This window comes from Bradyrhizobium sp. WSM3983 (genome assembly GCF_000473045.1).
In the GTDB taxonomy this organism is placed as follows: Bacteria; Pseudomonadota; Alphaproteobacteria; order Rhizobiales; family Xanthobacteraceae; genus Bradyrhizobium.
The window spans coordinates 144,705-163,460 of the sequence record NZ_AXAY01000011.1 but is presented as its reverse complement, the minus strand read 5'-3'; the positions used below and the strand labels follow the sequence as shown (position 1 = coordinate 163,460).

Here is an 18,756-nt window from a genome sequence, read left to right as displayed (position 1 = left end):
AGCGATAGGTTCAATGGTTTCTCGCCAATTAACCAGCTAGTTGACAAGTGGATTGGAGAATCCGGCCGCGAGCTTGACGAGATCCGCCTGACGCGCGACGCCCGTCTTGGCGAACACGCGATGTAGATGCGTCTTCACCGTCGTCTCTGCGATTCCGAGCGCGATGGACGTCTCCGGAACGCCGCCGACCTCGACGATCGACAGGAACACCCGCAGTTCCGCCGGCGTCAGGTTGAAGGTCCGCGCAATCAGCTCGCCGTAGGATTGCCCGCAGGGCGTGACCTTACGCAGCAGCAGCGCGCCGACCGCATCGAACGACCGCTCGCTGCCGTTCCGCAGCACAGAGGACAGCGGCAGGATGTGCGCCACATAGCGTTCGCTCTTGGACGAAAGTAACGGGATCGCTTGCCCCTCTGCGAGAAGCGAGGCAGCATCGCCGCGGGCCGCGAACGCCTCGCGCAGCGTCTGATTGGCCTCGGTGCCGCTGGTCACGAGCTGGCCGGCAACGATGCGGACCACGTCGTCAGCCTCGAGCAGCGCGTAGCCGCTCGCATTGGCGTGGACCACGTGGCAGCCGGAATCGAGCAGGAAGATGCCGGACGACAGATTGTCCAGGACATCAGCGAGCGCCGTGGCCAGCGTCAGCTTCGAGCTGATGGCGCGATTGACCAGCAGCGCGCGGCTGGCGTGCGGCACGATCATCGACATCCGGTGCTTCATTCGCGCGTCAACCATGCGCCGGCCCGACAGCACCGTCATCATCACCGGGCAGTGCGCGTTCGATTTCTCGAGCACGACATTGGCGGCGTCGTGAGAGCCCTGCGGCCGCAGCCATTCCTGATAGAAGCGCCCGCGGCGATATTCGTCGAAATTGACCAGATCGGGGATGCTTACGATCCGGCCCTGTGGCGGCAGGATCGTCAGCGGATCGAACTTGGAATGGGTCTCCGAATAGAGCTGGATGTAGTGCGGATCGGCCCCGCAATAATAATGCGTGATGCCGAACTTGCTGATCGAATCCTTGGAAAACAGCCCGCAGGCCTGGCCACCGACGAAATCGCGGATGCCCACGACGACGTCGTTCCACAGCGAGGGGTCGAGACCGGCATCGTAAATGGACTCGACCAGATCTGGCAGCTTCCGCGGTCTGGACATGGTGTTGAATGGCTTTGGATGAACAATGCCCGATACCATAACACAACCGGAGCATGCCCTCATCCTCCGATCGGAGGAGGCCGGCGCAGCCAACTGTGAATCGCCACTGGTGCAGAATTGCGACACTGCGCGCATTCACGCCTGGTCCCAGCCCGCTTTCTCGGTGCTCTCCGACCAGACCGCGGCGCGATAGAACTCGCGCCCGCCATCGTCCCTGACGCGGATCCAGGCATCGCGATCGCGCAGATCATCGCGCCAGACGAAGAGGTGCCTTGCCATCTCGTCGGCGACCACGAATGTCGCCTTGGCATGCTCGAACACCATTCCGCCCGGATCGATCTTGACGGTATTGCCGACCAGGAGATCGAAGAAGAAACGGCGCATTCCACACTCCAACCGACGGCGCCGCACGGAACGCTGCGTCATGACCTGCTCCACGCGCCAGAACTCGTAATCGGTTTGCCCGCAACAACGGCACTTCGGCTCAACAAACGAGCAACGGCCATGACTTCACGATCAAGGATCATGTGAACAATTCCCCGCTCCGGATCGAAATCGATCGCACGCTCGAACTCGCACGGATGCGATCACTGCGCCGCGCCGCTCCTGACGTCGCTCGGCGTGGCGCCGTAGGCCCGCCGGAAAGAGCGGTTGAAATAGGAGAGATCGCCGAAGCCGACGTCGTAGGCGATCGAAGAGACCGGACGCTCGGCGAATTCCGGTTCCCGCAACATGCGATGGGCGCGCTTGAGGCGTTGCTCGATCAGGAACGAGGAAAACGTCTTGCCATCGGCCTCGAACAGGCGCTGGAGGTAACGCGGCGTGACGCCGAGCCCCTGCGCAACGCCGGCCACCGACAGGTCCTGCCGCCAGCAATTGTTGACGATCAGGAATTTGGCTTTGCGCAAGCGCGCGGCCTTCGCGCCGCGCCGGCCGGCGCTTTCCCGTACGTCGTCGGTTGGACCGAGCACGAGCGCCAGGAGGTCGTGCAAATGCCCGACGCCGACATCACGCAGCGCGGGCGTTGCCAGGGCATTCTCCCGCACCAACGACGTTGCGTAATCGACGAGAACCCTGATCTCGGTCTGGCGGTCCCGGATGACGCGCATCACCACATCGTCCACATCCATAATGATCGGCGCGAGAACCCGCCGCGGCACCCGCAGCGAGAAGCAGTCTCCGACCTCGAACCGCTCGAAGGTCGTGGCGTCCTCGGCACTGGTCAGCACGGCGTCTCCGGGACCGAGCAGCAAGTCTCGCCCCCGCCCCGTGACCCCGACGGTCCCGGACCGGTTGAAGACCAGCGCAAGACTGTCATCGCCGTCCACAACAAGGTGCTGGGAGCGAACGACCTTGGCGCCGAACAGGGTACCGAGGAGCAATTGCGCATCGGGCAGCGAATGAGACGTGAGGCTTGCCACGATGGGCTTGCCATCCCGAACGTCGAGCTCGGCCTTGAGCACGCCGCGACAGTAGAAGTCGCGCAGCGTCGTAACGCGCTCGCTCTCCGGAATCTCGTTCGACGAAACCCTCAGAATGGAAACATCGTCCTTGCCGCTCACTGCAATCCCTCCAATCGACGAGCAGGCCTGGCCACGCGCTGTTCTCCCCCGCACTCGTATCCGGTGCCGCGTGGTGGCGGGCATCGCCCATCTCATTTCAGAAACTGCCTATACGGAAGTGGCAAATAACAAGCGTCATACGTTCGGAGGACGAATGCAGCTCGGCCTTCACAATGGATTGAGAGCGCGCAACTCGCAGCGCACGATGTGAATTGGATTACACGGCGTTGTCGGGGCCGATCGCCTGCACGAACGGAGCAGCAAAGCCCGCCGCGATCTTCACAAGATCCGCCTGCCTGCCGGCGCCGGTCTTCTCGAAGAGGCGACCGAGATGTGTCTTCACCGTCGTCTCGGCAATTCCGAGCTTTGCCGCGATGTCGGGAACTCCACCGAGCTCGACGATGGCCGTCAGCACGCGCATTTCAGACGGTGTCAGCCTGAATGCTGCAGCGATCGCGTCCGTTGCGAGCTGAGGCGCCATCGAGGCCTTTTGCAGGAACAGCGCCGTCGCAGCAACATCGCGTTGCTGGCGACGTTGCTGCGTCAGTGAAAACGAGTGCGCCAGATAGTGCTGGCCGTCGGTCGACGTCATGAACTCGATCCTGCGGCGATCGGCCGAACGGGTTGCGCCGTCGGCGGCGAGATCAAACAGGCTGCGGAGTATTTTGTCGGCTTGGGTGCTACGCGCCACGATGCGATCGCCGACGATCGCGAGCAGATCGCCGTCAGCGAGCAATTGCCGACACGACGCGTTGGCATGAACGATCCGCCCCTCAGCGTCGAACAGGCAGATCGCCGTGCTTAAGGCGTCGAGAACCTCGGCGAGGTCGGCCATGATGTGGGAGCGCGCCCTGATCTGCCGACCCATGACGCGCGAGCGCTGGATGTGCGGCGCAACCAACCGCATGCGCTCGCGCATCGCGTCATCGACGGTTCCCCGTGACCGGCCGCGCATGACCTGCAAAATCGTCGTGCGCGCATTCGATCGTTCGAGCGTGACGGTCGCGAGGTCGACGGCGCCCTGCGGTTCCACCCACTCGCGATAGAAGCTCGTGGCCACGAAGTCCGAATAGGGCATCACGTCGGCCACGCCGATGGTCTGCTCGACGGCCAGATCGAGGTGGCGATCGAGCAATGGATCGAGCTCGACATATCGATCCCGATAGAGCTCGCGAAAGCGGGAATCCGTTCCATAGTGCTGGTGGATTTCGATCGAGAGCCTGGCTGCGTCGCGCGAGAGAATGGTCACGGCCGAGCCGCCGACGAAAACGGCAACCTGCTCCAGGGCGGCGCTTCGCTGTGCGGGATCGACCGCTGCATCATAGATCTCGCCCACGAGTGAAGAGAACCTGTTCGCCTCGACGATCGTCATCGGCGGGGCAATGCGGTCTGGAGGCTGACGATGAAGACAGACCGGCCGATCGTCGTAGTCGACGACAAGAAAACGTCAGAGAAAAATGCTGGAATCTCGAACATCGTCCTTGCGTAACGTCAACCGCAGGGTGCGGCTTGGACGTTTTCGCCAAAGACTAGGATAAATGCGAACAGCGATCGGGCTGTGTGCGGTGCATCACGCGCCGCTCGCTGCTTGCTCAATCAACCGCGCCTGAGGAGCGTGGCGATTTATTTCCGGTTCTCCTCGCAGAATTTCAGCGCGGCGAGCGCCTCGCCGGCACGTGGGATCTGCATCTCGATGCTATCGTCGTCATCATCCTCGAAATCGAGCGTGAGACGCTTGGCCCTCGACAGGCGATCCATCATGGACTGATCGTACTCGAAGATGCCGCGCACGGTGGTCTTGTCCATGACTTCCCACTTCGCCTTCGACATGATGTCGGAATCATCGGTGCCGACATCGGCTTTCAGGATCTCGCCGACCTTGTCCCACTCCCAGCCGTCATAGATCATCACGATCACGATGGCCTTGTCGGAATAGGTGATCACGATGACGTAGTCGCGGTTCTCGTCGGCCTTGTCCTTGTAGCCGCGGCTGGCGTTGCAATGGGTGTCCTGCGTGCGCTTCTCGATGGTCCAGTCACCGACCTTGGACTGTTGCGCAACCGCTGGTCCGGCACCCAAGGCGGCACCGGCGAGCAACGCAGCGGCAAGGAAGAACCGTTTCATGTCAGCCTCCAGCGTTTTCCCCGGAGCAACTGACCATCTCTCCCGACGAGCCGCAAGGGTTTCAGCCGGCTCGACCCGGCCGATGGTGAACGGCGCGAACCTCCCCTACCCGCGCCGCGGCACGATCGCGATCGGGGTGAAGGTGTAAACCTCCTCGCCGTTCTGGTTGAACATCGTCCATTTCACGAGTGCGATGCCCTGCGGCTTCGACTTCGACGGCGTCAGGCTGATGACCTCGCCGACCAGATGCAGGCGGTCATTCGGTCGCACAGGAATGGTCCAGCGCAGCCCGTCGACGCCGGCGCCGATCAGCGGGTGCGGGCCGAACGGACGGGTCTGGATCGCAAGGTTCATGGCGATCGCCGCGGTGTGCCATCCCGACGCAGCCAGGCCGTTGAACAGGGTCGCCTTGGCGGCCTCGTGGTCGAGATGCATCGGCTGCGGGTCGAACTCGGCGGCAAACCGCTTGATGTCGGCCTCGGTGACCTCGACCTCGGGGGATTTGAAGCGCATGCCGACGGTGAGATCGTCGAACCAGGCGACCTGTGCCATGATTTTGCCTCGAAATGTGATGCGACGCACGCGATAAGCACGCCCAAAGGAATGGAATCGTTAGTGGCATGTAGCGGTTTGGCCGCTCGCAGGCCAGCCCGGGGTTCCCCGCGAAACCTCTTTCCCAAATCGACGAAACACGCCTGAAACAGATGCCCGGTTATCTGGTCATCAAAATCATACAGGGACGTGCGTCATGAAATTCTTCCTCGACCTGATCAGCGAATATGCTTGCTGCCAGCATCTCGTCGCCCAGCCGCTTCGGGAGGACGAGCTATGATCGAGCTGATCTCAACCCTGCTCCTCCTTTGCAGCATCGGCGTTTTCGCCGCGCACGCGCTGGATGCCTACCGCACCACACACTGACCGGCGCTGCCGCCGGCTCCGATCGCTAGAACGGCCGCCGGTAGAAGTGCTCTGAATGCGTTGCCGGCGGAAACCGGTTGGCGAGCGCGAGCGCCCCCTTCTCGTCCGTCTCGAGCGCGATCTTCTGTGCCAGCATCACGTCGCCCGGCACGAGGAAGCCTGATGGGACGAAGCACCACCCCATCGTGGCATTTCCCGCATCGTCGACCTCGTGGACGTTGGCGGCGGTGCCATAGTGAATGCGATAGCGCTTGCCGCTGTCGCAACCGATGACGTCAAAATGCCGGTGCTGCTCGAATTGTGCGCGCTGCTCTGCAGACAGCCAATCGGACAACAGCCGCCGACCGCGCGCCTCGGGCGTGTTCTCGCCGAAGAAGCGACGGTAGAGCTCGCGGAGCGCGTGCAGGCGCGCTCGCGCAGGCGCGCGAAGCCTGAAGGCCGCGATCATGAGCCGTTCAGTTCAGCCGCCGACCAGGCGGGGATAGAACAGCGTTTCCCGCGCGGTCGGGTCGAATGATTTGATACGCGTGACTTCGCCGGGCCCGGTCCGGTACGCGGCAGTAAAACCCGCGCCGGTCAGCTCCCGAAAGCGTTGTTCGGCCCGCGCCAACGCTTCGGCATTTTCAGGATCAAACTCGTGGCGTGTATCGCCGGTCTGGTCCATCACGATCTGGGTAGCCATGTTGAGTCTCCTCATGCCCAGCCCCGAACTTGATCTAAGCAAACGTCGTGCCGTCGGTTCCTGAAAGCAACAACTTTCTCTGACAAACAGGTCACGCCTTGCGGAGCGCCTCAGCGCGCCGCTGCCGCCCCACCGCCCCCGTCGATCTGCCGGCCCATCAGCGCGATGGCCTTCTGGTAGACGCCCGCCGCATTCCAGGCCTGGATGGCGGCGAAATTCGGCTCGCCCGGCTGGTAACCGGCTCCCGCTCGCCAGCCATTGGCCTTGAGGAAGTTCGCCGTCGAGCTCAACGCGTTGGCGGCGACCTCGAGATTGCCGGTGCCATAGGCCAGGATGTTCTTGGGCATGAACTGGGTCTGGCCGACCTCGCCATGCATGGAGCCGCGGGTGGACCCCGACAGCGTACCGCGATCGACCAGCTTCAGCGCCGCATAGAGCTGTTCGGTAAAGAATTCGGGGCGGCGGCAGTCATAGGCGAGCGTCGCGATCGACGAGAGCATGTTCTGGTTGCCGCGCTGGCTGCCGAAACCGGTCTCCATGCCCCAGATCGCTATCAACGGCCCCGCCGGCACGCCGTAGCGCTGCTCGATCGAGGCGAACATCGCCGCCTGTGATTGCTTCAGCGACCGGCCACGCGCGACGATCGTGGTGGCGCCGCGCTTGGCCAAGAACTGGTCAAGCGACAGTGAAAAACTGCGCTGGCTGCGATCGGCGCCAATGGTTGCACTGGCATAATTAGTCTGCATCAGCGCCGAGATCGCGGCCTGACCGATGCCCTTGCCCTGCGCCTCTGCGCTGAATTCACGCTTCCAGGTCTCGAAGCCGCCGGGTCCGTTGCCGCATTGCGCAGCATGGCCGGCGGGCATCAGGGACAACAGCAGCGCGGCCGCGCCGATCATCGCCGTTGCAACGGTCCTGCCCTTGGTCATTCCGCGTTCCCTTCCCTCGATTTTGCGCGACCGGCTCGCGCGCGGGCATGATCCTACGTCAGCCGCGCTCGCTCAAGCCCCGACCGATGCAATCAATGCAAGCAATGCGCTTGACATGGATCAAACGCTTAGCGTCCGCCATCAATCCCGAGCAGGAAATCCACCATGATGCTCTGGTGCTGCTGGTACATGTCGGTGCCGGTCGCGGTGGCGCAACCGAGCGCGCGTGCGGCCGCTATGAACGGCGAAATTTCCGGCTTGGTAATGACGCAGCCGCAATAGGCCGCCCGCATGCCGCGGGGATCGATCCGCGCGGCCGCGACGAAGCCGAGACCGTCCACCATGTCGCCGTGCCACGAACCATCGGCACGCCGGCGCATCAGGTTGACGGTGCGGAGGAAGCGCGCACGCGAAAAGTTCAGGGGCGTATCGCGTCGGGTAATTCCGGCCCTCTCCCGGTACGCGATCATCTTCATCTTTTGGTAGATTCGGGGGCGATATATCCGAGGCATCGCTAATCCCTTATCGAGGACATCATGGCGTTTTCCGGACTGGGCCCGCATCTCGGCAATCTGTCGCGCCTGTCGAACGCGCAGACGCGTTCGATCAGCCCCGAGAATTTCACCGGCGAAAAGGGCAAAGGCGGCATGTCCGTCGACGGGCCTGCGGCGTCCCAGGCTCGCGATCTCGGGCAAGGCTGGAAGGTCTCGCCCTATGTCGTGATCGAACCCGGCGCGACATTCACGCTCGCCGACATCGAAGGCCAGGGCGCCATCCAGCAGATCTGGATGACGCTGGCGCGCGGACGTCTGCGCCATTCGATCCTGCGGGTCTACTGGGATGGCCAGGAGCATCCAAGCGTCGAATGCCCGGCCGGCGACTTCTTCGCCTGCGGATGGGAAGAGTTTGCGCAGGTGTCATCGCTCGCGGTCTGCGTCAATCCCGGACGTGCGTTCAATTGCTATTGGGAAATGCCGTTCCGCAAGCGCGCGCGCTTCACGATGGAGAACAGGAGTGAAGAGGCGCTGACTGTCTACTACCAGATCAACTACACCCTGACCGAGGTGCCCGCGGACTGCGCTTACTTCCACGCGCAATTCCGCCGCACCAATCCGCTGCCCTACAAGGACGTCTACACCATCCTCGACGGCGTCAGCGGGCGCGGCCAGTATGTCGGCACCTACATGGCCTGGGGCGTCAACAACAACGGCTGGTGGGGCGAAGGCGAGATCAAGTTCTTCATCGACGGTGACGGCGAATTCCCCACCATCTGCGGCACCGGCACCGAGGATTATTTCTGCGGCGCCTACAATTTCGATCCCTATGTCGCGCATTCCGGCCGCGGCGCCGTGCGGCAATCACGCTACCAGGAATTCACCACGCCCTATGCCGGCCTGCCGCAGGTGATCCGTCCCGACGGCGTCTACAAATCGCAGCAGCGCTTCGGCATGTACCGCTGGCACATCCCCGACCCCATTCGCTTCCAGAGCGACCTCCGCGTCACCATCCAGGCGCTGGGCTGGCGCACCGGCCTCAAGGAGGCAAAATATCTCCCGCTCCAGGACGACATCGCTTCGGTCGCGTTCTGGTACCAGACGCTGCCGGCCGCACCGTTCCCCAAACTGGCCGACCCGGAATATCTCGAAATCGACTAGCCCGACGCCAGATCGCGCGGTTCGAGCGAAGAAATATTCGAAAGCGTAGGCGAAGTGCCAAACACGTGCCGCACCCTCTTCCTTCTCCCTTGTGGGGCGCAATAATGCACAGGGCAAGCCGCGCAACTAATTCAGAACCTCCACTGTCGCCGACCGCCCTGCGACCAGCGACATGCCCTCAGGCACCGGATCCAGCGTAATGCGCACCGGCACGCGCTGGGCGAGCCGCACCCAGCTGAAGGTCGGGTTGACGTTGGCGAGCAGGCTTGCGCCCTCGGCGCGGTCGCGATCCTCGATGCCGGCGGCGATGCTCTCGACGCGGCCCGTCAGCGTGACCTTCTCGCCCATCAGGCGGACTTGCACCTTGTCGCCGGTGCGAATGCGCGCCAGCTTTGTCTCTTCGAAATAGCCCTCCACATGCAGCGTGTCGCTGTCGACCAGCGCCATCACGCCTTTGCCGGCGGTGACGTAAGCGCCGGGCCGCAGATCCATGTTGGTGATCACGCCGTTTACGGAGGCATGGACCTCGCTGCGATCGAGATTGAGCTGGGCGACCGCGCGGTCGGCGACGGCCTGGTCGAAGGCCGCCTTGGCCTGCAGCTGGGTCGCGAGCACCTGCTCCTGCTTCTGCTGCGAGACCGCGTCGGTCGTCAACGTGCTGTAACGCTTCAGATCGGCATTGGCCTGATCGAGCGTAGCCTGATGCCCGGCGACTGACGCGTCGGCCTGCCGCAGCGCCAGCGCGAACCGTTCGCGGTCGATCTTGAACAGCACGTCGCCGCGATGGACCTTCTGGTTGTCCTTGACCAGCACGTCGGTGACGAAGCCGGAGACGTCAGGCGCGACCTGCACCACGTCGGCGCGCACGCGACCGTCACGCGTCCAGGGCGACTCCATGTAATAGACCCAGAGTTCGCGGCCAACGCCGATTGCGGCGACGACGACGATGACAGTCACCGCGAGGCGGCCGAGCCAGGCAAGATTCCCTTTCATGAGAGATACTCCGAGAGATAGACGACGCCGCCGAGAAGGCAGACGAAAATGGCGAAATCGAACAGTGCGCGGTGCCAGACCAGCCGGTAGAGGTCGAGGCGCTGCATCAGCCGGCGCAGAAGCGCGCTCAGCGCGTAGGCGACTATGATCCAGAGCAGCAGCGCCGGCACGAGCACGCCGTAGATGTCGATCACATATCTCATGCCGCCACACTCGCATCTGCACGCGGCCGATAGGCCGGCGCGTCCGGGAACAAGCCGCGACGGATGCCGACAAGGCCGATCAGGGCGTCTTCACGCGCGCTGTCATTGGGGTCCTTCACCGCCTGCGCCAGCGCCCGATCGACGCTTGTCAATAGGTCGCGCGGCATTCCCCCGCCCGCATAGCTGCGGCAGGCAATGGCGAGCTGGTCGAGCATGTCATCGATGACGGCGATGGTCGATACCGCGAGCCCATATCGCGCGCGGCGCAGGTCGATGATATTGATGCCGATGCGGAGCTGGATAAGGCTGTCGGCGTCGCGCCGGTCGCTCTCCGACAGGAAGGCAATGCGCTGCACGAGAAGACCGAGCCGGTGCAGCATGAGGCCGGCGAACTCGGCACGATCGCGCTTGCCCCGCCGTTCGGCGGCGACCGCGATGGTGATCCAGCTCGACAGCACCAGGCGATTGGCGATCCACTCTGCGCCCACCCCGCGCGCGATCCGAGTCACGAGCTCGGCGACGACCACGCCGACGAAGAAAGCGACGGCGGAATTGGCGTAGGAGGCAAACTCCGCGCTGTAGGTCGATTGCAGCGCCAGCAGCGTCGCGGTGTTGGCCGCGAGCGCCATGCCAGTGCCCGCCGTCGCCGGCCGTGCGATCAGGAAGCCATAGAGCAGGAACGTCGGCGCCAGCGCGAGGACCAGAACCTCGATATGGGAGATCGCTGGCACCACCGCGAACAGATAGATCGCGACGACCACGATCGCGACCAACGACCACACGCCAAAGCTGCGGATGTAGCGCGCCGGCTCGTCCTGGGCTGCGAAGAACGAGCAGGCGATCGCAGTGATCATCGGCGCCGTCGCGCCGTCCGGCCAGCCGGTCCCGATCCAGAACGCGCAGCAGACCAGGATTGCGATGGCGGCACCGGCCGCCGACCACAATGCAAGGCCCCGGTCGCGGTGACGCACTGGGGCCGCACCGGCCTCGGAATGGAAGGCGAGATCAAGGCTCGAAACACCGCGATTTTCGGCAATCGCCTCGGTCAGCGCGCGGCAATCGAACGAGAGGTCGACGAGATCGCCCAGCCGCAACAACAGGCTGGTGGTGATGATCCGCTCCCAGGACGCGCTGTCATCGAGCACCGCCTGGCGGTCCGCGATCATGGCGCGAATCCGCTCGACCGGCTGCCGTGCGCTGACGTCGCTGACGATCCATTGCGCGAGATCCTCCAGCAATCGTTTCAGCTCCGGCTGCCGGCGCAGAGCCTCCTCCCCTAACGCAGCCAGCCGGTCCTCCAGCGAGGCGATCACGGGCAGCAGCATCAGCATGCGCAGCCGGATTTCGCCGAGGCTGGTCACCGCGTTACGATCGGTCAGCCGGTCATATGCCAAATGGGTGGAGAGCGTGTCGATCTCGACGATATCGGTCGCGAGCTTGAGGCGCTTGCCGCGGCGGGTCTCGTTGGTGCCTTCGCGCAGCAGGACGACCTGGCTGAGGCGGCGCGCGTCCGACAGCCAGCTATCGACGCGGTTGGCGACAGCCGGCGCGACGCTGCGCGGAAACACGGTCGTGGAGACCAGGCTGGCGCAAATGATGCCGAGCGAGATCTCCTCCAGCCTTGCGACCGCGGTGTCGAAGATCGCGCCGGGCTCGGACACCGAGGGAAAGCCGATCAGCGCGACGGTGTAGCCGGCCAGCATGAAGACGTAGCTGCGCGGCGTGCCGTCGAGCAGCGACAGATACAGGCAGAGCCCGACCCAGAGCGCGATCGCGAGGCACAGGAGTTCGGGCGCATTGATGAGGTTCGGCACCAGCGCGACCGTCATCGTGGCCCCGACCAGCGTCCCGATGACGCGGAAGAAGGCCTTCGAGCTGGTTGCGCCTGCGAGCGGCTGCGAGGTGATGTAGACGGTCGCCATCGCCCAATAGGGCCGCGGCAGGTCCATGGCGAGCGCAATGACCAGCGCCAGCATCGACGCGGCAAACGTCTTCAAAGCAAAAATGAGGTCCGCGTGGCGGACCAGAAACGGCTCTTCCCCGCGCATGACTATTTCGCCTCTGTGAACGCCTTTGCTTCGAGCAAGCGGCTGGCCCGCCGCTCGATGCGCTGGAGCGTCTCGAAAGTTATCGCAAGTTCCTCTGGCGCGATATCCTTCAGCAGGCTCGCCCGCACCCGCCGCAACACGCGGTTGGTCTCCTCGACCTTGGCCTCACCCGCTTTGGTCAGGTGGAGCGTTTTGGCACGCCGGTCGGTCGGGTCCTCGCGGCGCTCCACCAGGCCCTCGGCCTGAAGCAGGTCGATCAGCCGCACCAGCGACGGCCCTTCGATGCCGAGCTCGTCGGCGAGCACACCTTGGCGGACGTTCTCGCCCTGCCGCGACAGCACCAGCAGCGGAATCGCGGTCGCATAGGACAGGCCGTGGTCGGACAGCGCCTGATCCGACTCGCGCCGCCAGATGCGGGCGAGGCGCGTGATGAGCCGGCCGATTTCGCCGTGGATATGAGCCTGCGAGGAAGACATGCGAACTAGATAGGAGGCTATCTATTAGTTCGCAATCATAAGGCCGATCACGAAATGGCGACCGTGTCGATCCCAGTGGAGTTCCCGAGCGCCATGTACCGCCCGGGCGACACGCCGTGCGCCGGCCGGCGCCCTTGCCTCACTTCACCAGATACACGTCCGGATCGGCACTCGAACTCGGGCTCTTGAAGGCGTTGCGCAGGGCTGCCGACATCGGAACGTTGTAGTTGATGCCGTTCGGCGGGGTCGGCGATTCCAGCCACTTCCTGTAGAGCACCTCGATCTCCGGGCTTGCATAGAGCTCGGCGGTGGCGCGATCGGCCAGCGCCTTGAACGGCGCGTCCTCCCGCCGCAGCATGATCCCGAAGGGCTCGGCCTTCGCAAACGTCTCTTCGCTGATCATGAACAGCGCCGGCTCCTTCGAGCGCGCAATGGCAACCGCGAGCTGAACGTCGTCGAGCGCATAGGCCTGCGCGCGGTCGGTCTCGAGCAACAGGAACGCTTCGGCCTGATCCACGGCCGGCATGATTTTGATGCCGAGATTGCGCTCGGTATTGACCTTGGCGAGCTGGTTCAGGTTGACCGAGCCCGCCACGGCCGTGACCGCCTTGCCCTTGAGATCGTCGATGGTGTTGATCTTGGCGGCCTTCTTGGCGGCAAATCGCGTCGCACTGAGGAAATGCGTGTTGGTGAAGGCGACCTGCTTCTGGCGGTCGGCATTGTTTGTCGTCGCCGAGCAGTGCAGGTCAAGCGTGCCATTGACCATCAGCGGGATGCGGTTCGACGAGGTCACGGCGACATAGTCGACGGCGATCTCGGGCATGGCGAGCTGCTGCTTCACGGCATCCACGATCTTGAGGCAGATATCCATGGCAAAGCCCACCGGCTTCTGGTTACCGTCGAGATAGCTGAAGGGCACGGAGGCTTCCTGATAACCGAGCGTGATCTTCTTGGTCTCCTTGACCTTCTGAAGCGTGCCCGACAGATCCTCGGCGGACGCTGCGCCAGCAAGACAGGTGACGGCCAAGAGAACGGCGGGAAGACGCATCGGGAGGCTCCTGAAAAGGGGTTGCGCCGCCATGCCGGGCGCAATCGAACGGTTGATAGCGCAGGCGCGCGCCAGCCGCCAGACCAGCCTGCGTCTATCAGCTATCACCGCTTTCGATATGGCGGCGGGCCCTTCGTCTCCGCTACATTGCTGCCGCAACCTCGCCGACTGCTATAAGTTCTCTATCCAGATTCCCCGCCATGACCGTCCAGACCGCTTTCGACCTGATCTTCCGCAACGCCCTGCTGCGATCCTCCCCCACGCCCGTCGATATCGGCGTGAAGAGCGGACGTATTGCCGCAATCGAACCCAGGCTGGCCTGCGAGGCCGTCGAGGTCGATGTCGGGAGGCGGCTGGCGCTGCCCGGCTTCGTCGACACCCACATCCATCTCGACAAGGCCTGCCTGCTCGAGCGTTGCGGGCACATCCACGGCACGCTCAGCGATGCCATCCGCGCCGTCTCTGCGATGAAGCGGGATTTTGGCGTCGACGATGTCTATGCGCGCGGCGCAAAAGTGCTCGAACGCGCCATCGTCCACGGCACGACGCGGATGCGCACCCATGTCGAAATCGACCTGCGCATCGGCCTGCGCAGCTTCGAGGCGGTCAAGGCGCTTAAGCGCGACTATGCCTGGGCGATTGATCTGTCGCTCTGCGTCTTCCCGCAGGAAGGCCTGACCAACGACCCCGGCAGCGACGAGCTGCTGGTCCAGGCCTTGCGCGACGGCGCCGACGCGATCGGCGGCTGCCCTTATACCGACACCGATCCGAACGCGCATCTCGCGCGCATCTTCGACCTCGCCCAGCAATTCGATCTCGACGTCGACCTCCATCTCGATTTCGATCTCGATCCCTCCTGGTCGCATCTCGACGAGGTCTGCCGGCAGACTGAGCGACGCAATTACGGGGGACGCGTGGCGATCGGCCATGCCACAAAGCTCTCGGCCTTGCCGCCGGAGCGGCTGAAGGCCGCCACCGCGCAATTGGCGAAGGCCGGCATCGCCGTCACCGTACTGCCGGCGACCGATCTCTATCTGATGGGGCGCGAGGCGACCCACAACGCGCCGCGCGGGCTGACACTCGCGCACAAGCTTGCGGGCGACGGCATCGTGTGCTCGGTCGCGACCAACAACGTGCTCAATCCGTTCACGCCGTTCGGTGATGCCTCGCTGCTGCGGATGGCGAACTTTTACGCCAATGTCGCCCACGTTGCCGTCAGCGATTTCGACATCTGTCTCGATCTCGTCACCGAGCTGCCGGCTCGGCTGATGAACCTCAGGGATTACGGGATCGCGGTCGGCAAGCCCGCCGATCTCGTCGTGCTCGACACGCAGGACAGCCGCTTCGCCATCGCCGAGCTGCCAGATATCCTGATGGGGTTCAAAAGCGGCCGGCAGACCTTTGAGCGGAAGCGGGCAACTCTGCTTCCCCCGCGAAACTGAACAACTCGCGCGATGACAATCGACCAACGGAGCAACCGGATGGCATTCGACAAGATCTTCCTGAACGCGCGCTTCGACGGCGGGGCGCGGCACCACATCGCGATCAAGGACGGCCGCATCGCTGCGCTCATGCCGGCTGATGCGCCCACAGGCGGCGCCGAGACGATCGACCTCGGCAATGCCCTCGTCGTTCCCGGCTTCGTCGAGGGCCATATCCATCTCGACACCAGTTTTTATGGCGACGCCTGGCGTCCGCACAAGCCCTGCACCAACGGGTTCAACGTGCACGAACGCGTGGCCTTCCAGGCGCAGAACATGGCTGAGGCCGCGCCGATGGACGTGCGGGCGCGCAACCAGCTCGATCTCTGCATCGGCCATGGCACCACGCAAATGCGCAGCCATGTCATGGTCGACGGCTCGGTCGGCCTGAAGTCGCTGGAGACGATTTTGCGCGTGCGCGAGGAATATCGCGACCTAATCGACATCCAGCTCGTCGCCTTCCCCCAGAGCGGGATCTTGGCGAGCCCGGGCACCCCGCAATTGCTGGATGAGGCCATCGGCCTCGGCGCGAACCTCGTCGGCGGGCTCGATCCCGCGAGCTTTGACCGCGATGTCGAGAAGCACCTCGACGTCGTGTTCAGCGTCGCCGAGAAGCACGGCGTCGACGTCGATATCCACCTGCACGACATGGGCACGCTGGGCGCTTTCGAGATCGAGCAGATCGCGGCGCGCACGCGCGCGCTCGACATGGAGGGCCATGTCGCCATCAGCCACGCTTACGGCCTCGGCGATATCTCGATGGATCAGCTCAAGACAGTCGCCGACGTCCTCGCCCGCTCCGGCGTCGCGATCATGACGAATGCGCCGGGCGCCCGGCCCTTCCCTCCGATCCTCGCGCTACGCAACGCCGGCGTCACCGTGTTCAGCGGCAATGACAACATCCGCGATTCCTGGTGGCCCTATGGCGACGGCGACATGCTGCGCCGGGCGACGACGCTCGGCTATCGCTCGGGCTTTAACATCGATGAGGAATTGCGTGTCGCGTTCGACGTCGTCACTGAGGCCGGCGCCAAGGCACTGCGGCTCGAAGGCTACGGCCTGCGCGTCGGCGCCAAGGCAGATTTCGTGACGCTGAACGCTGAACACGTTCCGGAGGCGGTGGTCGCGGCGCCGCAGGGCCGCGCTGTCTACAAGGCAGGTATGCTCATCGCAGCCAACGGTACGATGATCGGGAAACAACGCTGATCATCGGACCTTTCGAGCCCGATTCACCGCCAAATCTCCCCTAAATCCGGGTCCGGTAGAATCCCGGACCGTAGCTCCACGCGTTGCGGGAAAGGCCGCATTAACCATACTAGGACGCGCGCACTGACCATCTGCGTTCTCTGGGGAAGTTATGGATACGTTCAGCGCATTCAGCAGCATTGATTATCAATCTATCCAGGCCAACACGCCCGCCGAGACGGCCGTCAAGCGACTGAACGGCATCGGCGAAGTGCTGTCGGGGCTCGATATCCCGGCAATCCACTCGCAGGACGATATGGCCCGCGCGCTGTGGACGCTCGACGCAGCTGACAAGTGCATTCGGATGATCCTGACCGAATTCAGGACCGAGCGCACCAAGGACGTCGTCCGCGAGGCCAAGAGGCTGATCGACTTGATCGAAGCTGCCCGCGACGAAGTCTCGTGCTATCGCGACGGCGGCAGGGTTCTGAGCTGACGCGCGTGTTCAGCGCTTGACCTTCGCCAGGATACGGTCCGCCTCGGTGCGCCAATCGGCGCTGCGGGCGAACTCTTTCGTTTCTCTCGTGCCGAACAACCCCTCGTCGGCGAGATCGGCGACCCAGGCCTGACGCTCGGCCGTGCCCTGCGCCGACCACGGCGTCAACCCCGCCTCGCGCACGGTTTCGGCGACCTCGCGCACTTCCTCGGCGCGGCGGCGGCCATGCTCGATCACGCGCTGGAAAAAATAGGCGCCCTGCTTCTCCCAATTGATCGCGGGAAAGGTTTCAGTGAGCGAAGCCAGCACCGCATCCTCAACGCCATAGGCGCGCGCAGTGGTGAAGCTTTCGATGACCATGGCCTCCAGGCCCTTGATCATGATGCTGCGGCACATCTTCACCGCGGACGAGACACCGAGCTTGTCGCTCGCAACCTTGGCCGCGAAACCGATCGTGTTCAGCAACGGCTCGAGCTCCTTCGCGCCGGGGCCGCCGAGCAGCAGCGGCACCTTGATGCGATAAGGCGGCACCGATGTCATTACCGCACCCTCGACATAGCGTCCCGCGGCGCCGTCGATCAGCGCCGCCGCGCGCTGCTTGGCGCCGGGTGAGGCCGAATTGAAGTCGAGAAACCAGGTGCCTCGGTTGATCGCGGCCGCACAGGCTTTAGCGACCGGGACGGCCTGACTCGCGGTCACGGCTGAGATGATGAAATCGGACTTTGCGGTCAGCTCAGCGTGAGACGCCGCGAGCTTCACGCCGAACTTCGCCGCATGCTCCGTCAACGGCACGCCCTGCTCGCTGCCTAGCTTGATGTCGTAGGCCGCGACTTTGATGTCCTGCTGGCGCAGATCCTCAGCAAGAAATCCTGCCGACCTCACCATAGCCAACCAGCCCGATCTGCCATCGCTTCGGATCTGCCATCAGTTCAGTCCTCGTGTCGTCGCGTCGAAGAGCTCCTCGACCGCATAACGGCGCGGAATCAGCGCCTGCTGGAATGCGTAGTCGACGATCAGCTCCAACGGTTTCCTGTTCGCCTCAATCCCGAACGGGACAAAGTCGGGCGTCGCCGCAGGTCCCGCCAGTTCCTTGTTCCGCTTGAGCAGATCATAGACGCCCGCGACCATTTCGGGGCGCGACTTCGCGAGGCTCTCGGTCACGACCACAAGATGATTGACCGGCACGACGCCGCGGCGCGCGTACCATTTGGCAGCCTCGGCCGCCGGATCAGGGAAGAGCGGCTTCAGCTTGGGATTATCAGAGGTCTCGCCGAGGACCGCATCGACCTCGCCGTCGAGCAGCATCTGCAAGACCTTCTTGTCCTTTGGCGCGCGCTCGGTGGTGTCGACATATTCGGCGACATGGGGATCCTCGAACGTCACCCAGCGGATTTTGTCGAGGTTGACGCCGTAGTCATTGGCGAGGATGCCCCTGATCCAGGCTCCCGTCGTCGTCGTGAAGGAGCGGATGCCGACGCGTTTGCCTTCGAGATCGGACGGCCCCAGCGTTCCCTTTTCAGGATTGTACAACGCATAGGAATGCTGGAAGCGGCCCATCATGGTCGCCGGCAGCAGCACCAGCGGCTTGCCGTGCGCTTTCGCCATCAGAAACGTGACGATCGCCATCTCGCAGACGTCAAACGCCTGCTCGCGCACCATCGGCTTGAACGCCGCGTTGGTCCGCGTGTATTCGACGAAGTCGAGCTCGAAGAGGTCGGAGCGGAGCTCGTCGCTCTTCACCGCCTTGACGTGGGGGTGACTGCCGAGCACGGCCTTCAGCTTGAGACGATCCATCGGTGCG

19 protein-coding genes and 2 pseudogenes are annotated in these 18,756 nt (G+C 63.8%); 4 read left to right on the top strand and 17 right to left on the bottom strand.

Annotated elements, in window-relative coordinates; all coding sequences use genetic code 11:
• Positions 1-36 precede the first annotated feature (36 nt).
• The 10 genes and pseudogenes from YUA_RS0119820 to YUA_RS0119760 all read right to left on the bottom strand — a co-directional run.
• Positions 37-1,155 carry a helix-turn-helix transcriptional regulator gene (locus tag YUA_RS0119820; protein WP_027532273.1) on the bottom strand — a complete coding sequence of 373 codons (1,119 nt, stop codon included), beginning with the start codon at positions 1,153-1,155 and terminating at the stop codon, positions 37-39.
• 135 nt (positions 1,156-1,290) lie between these two features.
• On the bottom strand, positions 1,291-1,539 hold the full coding sequence (locus YUA_RS0119815) for a hypothetical protein (protein WP_027532272.1): 249 nt from the start codon (positions 1,537-1,539) through the stop codon (positions 1,291-1,293).
• A gap of 203 nt (positions 1,540-1,742) precedes the next feature.
• Complete coding sequence (locus tag YUA_RS0119810; RefSeq protein ID WP_027532271.1) at positions 1,743-2,717, bottom strand: AraC family transcriptional regulator; 975 nt, start codon at positions 2,715-2,717, stop codon at positions 1,743-1,745.
• Between the two features lie 217 nt (positions 2,718-2,934).
• The gene (locus tag YUA_RS0119805; protein ID WP_027532270.1) at positions 2,935-4,089 is read right to left on the bottom strand and encodes a LuxR C-terminal-related transcriptional regulator; all 1,155 of its coding nucleotides are present in this window, start codon (positions 4,087-4,089) and stop codon (positions 2,935-2,937) included.
• A 251-nt stretch (positions 4,090-4,340) separates the two neighbouring features.
• Positions 4,341-4,841 (bottom strand): hypothetical protein, encoded by a 501-nt coding sequence (locus YUA_RS0119795; protein ID WP_027532269.1) that lies wholly within the window; start codon positions 4,839-4,841, stop codon positions 4,341-4,343.
• Between the two features lie 105 nt (positions 4,842-4,946).
• A complete protein-coding gene (locus YUA_RS0119790; protein ID WP_027532268.1) occupies positions 4,947-5,393 on the bottom strand; it encodes a MaoC family dehydratase in 447 nt (148 codons plus the stop codon).
• A gap of 391 nt (positions 5,394-5,784) precedes the next feature.
• Positions 5,785-6,207, bottom strand: a complete 423-nt coding sequence (locus tag YUA_RS0119775) for a hypothetical protein (protein WP_027532267.1) — start codon at positions 6,205-6,207, stop codon at positions 5,785-5,787.
• A 12-nt stretch (positions 6,208-6,219) separates the two neighbouring features.
• Entirely contained in the window at positions 6,220-6,441 is a 222-nt protein-coding gene (locus YUA_RS0119770) for a hypothetical protein (RefSeq protein ID WP_027532266.1), read from the bottom strand.
• A 110-nt stretch (positions 6,442-6,551) separates the two neighbouring features.
• Positions 6,552-7,370: a lytic transglycosylase domain-containing protein gene (locus YUA_RS0119765; protein WP_027532265.1), complete on the bottom strand. Its 819-nt coding sequence runs from the start codon at positions 7,368-7,370 to the stop codon at positions 6,552-6,554.
• Between the two features lie 128 nt (positions 7,371-7,498).
• A pseudogene (locus tag YUA_RS0119760) lies at positions 7,499-7,780 on the bottom strand (hypothetical protein); the annotation flags it as partial.
• A 126-nt stretch (positions 7,781-7,906) separates the two neighbouring features.
• On the opposite strand from YUA_RS0119760, the gene YUA_RS0119755 reads away from it, so the two are divergent.
• On the top strand, positions 7,907-9,025 hold the full coding sequence (locus YUA_RS0119755; RefSeq protein ID WP_027532263.1) for a glycoside hydrolase family 172 protein: 1,119 nt from the start codon (positions 7,907-7,909) through the stop codon (positions 9,023-9,025).
• A 126-nt stretch (positions 9,026-9,151) separates the two neighbouring features.
• Here the strand turns inward: YUA_RS0119755 and YUA_RS0119750 are convergent, their stop codons facing one another.
• From YUA_RS0119750 to YUA_RS0119730, 5 genes are all read right to left on the bottom strand, one after another.
• Positions 9,152-10,018, bottom strand: coding sequence for an HlyD family secretion protein (locus YUA_RS0119750; RefSeq protein WP_027532262.1), 867 nt, complete (start codon positions 10,016-10,018; stop codon positions 9,152-9,154).
• On the bottom strand, positions 10,015-10,221 hold the full coding sequence (locus YUA_RS0119745) for a DUF1656 domain-containing protein (RefSeq protein WP_027532261.1): 207 nt from the start codon (positions 10,219-10,221) through the stop codon (positions 10,015-10,017). The genes YUA_RS0119750 and YUA_RS0119745 overlap by 4 nt, the downstream gene beginning before the upstream one ends.
• Positions 10,218-12,269 carry an FUSC family protein gene (locus YUA_RS0119740; RefSeq protein WP_027532260.1) on the bottom strand — a complete coding sequence of 684 codons (2,052 nt, stop codon included), beginning with the start codon at positions 12,267-12,269 and terminating at the stop codon, positions 10,218-10,220. The genes YUA_RS0119745 and YUA_RS0119740 overlap by 4 nt, the downstream gene beginning before the upstream one ends.
• A 2-nt stretch (positions 12,270-12,271) precedes the next feature.
• Entirely contained in the window at positions 12,272-12,745 is a 474-nt protein-coding gene (locus YUA_RS0119735; RefSeq protein ID WP_027532259.1) for a MarR family winged helix-turn-helix transcriptional regulator, read from the bottom strand.
• A 139-nt stretch (positions 12,746-12,884) separates the two neighbouring features.
• A complete protein-coding gene (locus tag YUA_RS0119730) occupies positions 12,885-13,793 on the bottom strand; it encodes an amino acid ABC transporter substrate-binding protein (protein ID WP_027532258.1) in 909 nt (302 codons plus the stop codon).
• A gap of 200 nt (positions 13,794-13,993) precedes the next feature.
• Between YUA_RS0119730 and YUA_RS0119725 the strand changes: the two genes are divergently transcribed.
• The 3 genes from YUA_RS0119725 (at position 13,994) to YUA_RS0119715 (ending at position 16,955) form a co-directional block, all read left to right on the top strand.
• Positions 13,994-15,235 carry an amidohydrolase family protein gene (locus YUA_RS0119725; RefSeq protein ID WP_027532257.1) on the top strand — a complete coding sequence of 414 codons (1,242 nt, stop codon included), beginning with the start codon at positions 13,994-13,996 and terminating at the stop codon, positions 15,233-15,235.
• A gap of 39 nt (positions 15,236-15,274) precedes the next feature.
• Complete coding sequence (locus tag YUA_RS0119720; RefSeq protein WP_027532256.1) at positions 15,275-16,480, top strand: amidohydrolase family protein; 1,206 nt, start codon at positions 15,275-15,277, stop codon at positions 16,478-16,480.
• 151 nt (positions 16,481-16,631) lie between these two features.
• Positions 16,632-16,955, top strand: a complete 324-nt coding sequence (locus YUA_RS0119715) for a hypothetical protein (protein ID WP_027532255.1) — start codon at positions 16,632-16,634, stop codon at positions 16,953-16,955.
• 9 nt (positions 16,956-16,964) lie between these two features.
• Here the strand turns inward: YUA_RS0119715 and YUA_RS44470 are convergent.
• Positions 16,965-17,880 (bottom strand): annotated as a pseudogene (locus YUA_RS44470) (DUF1932 domain-containing protein).
• Positions 17,880-18,749 carry an ABC transporter substrate-binding protein gene (locus YUA_RS0119705; protein WP_027532254.1) on the bottom strand — a complete coding sequence of 290 codons (870 nt, stop codon included), beginning with the start codon at positions 18,747-18,749 and terminating at the stop codon, positions 17,880-17,882. Before YUA_RS0119705 ends, YUA_RS44470 begins: the two are co-directional and overlap by 1 nt.
• Positions 18,750-18,756: the final 7 nt, after the last annotated feature.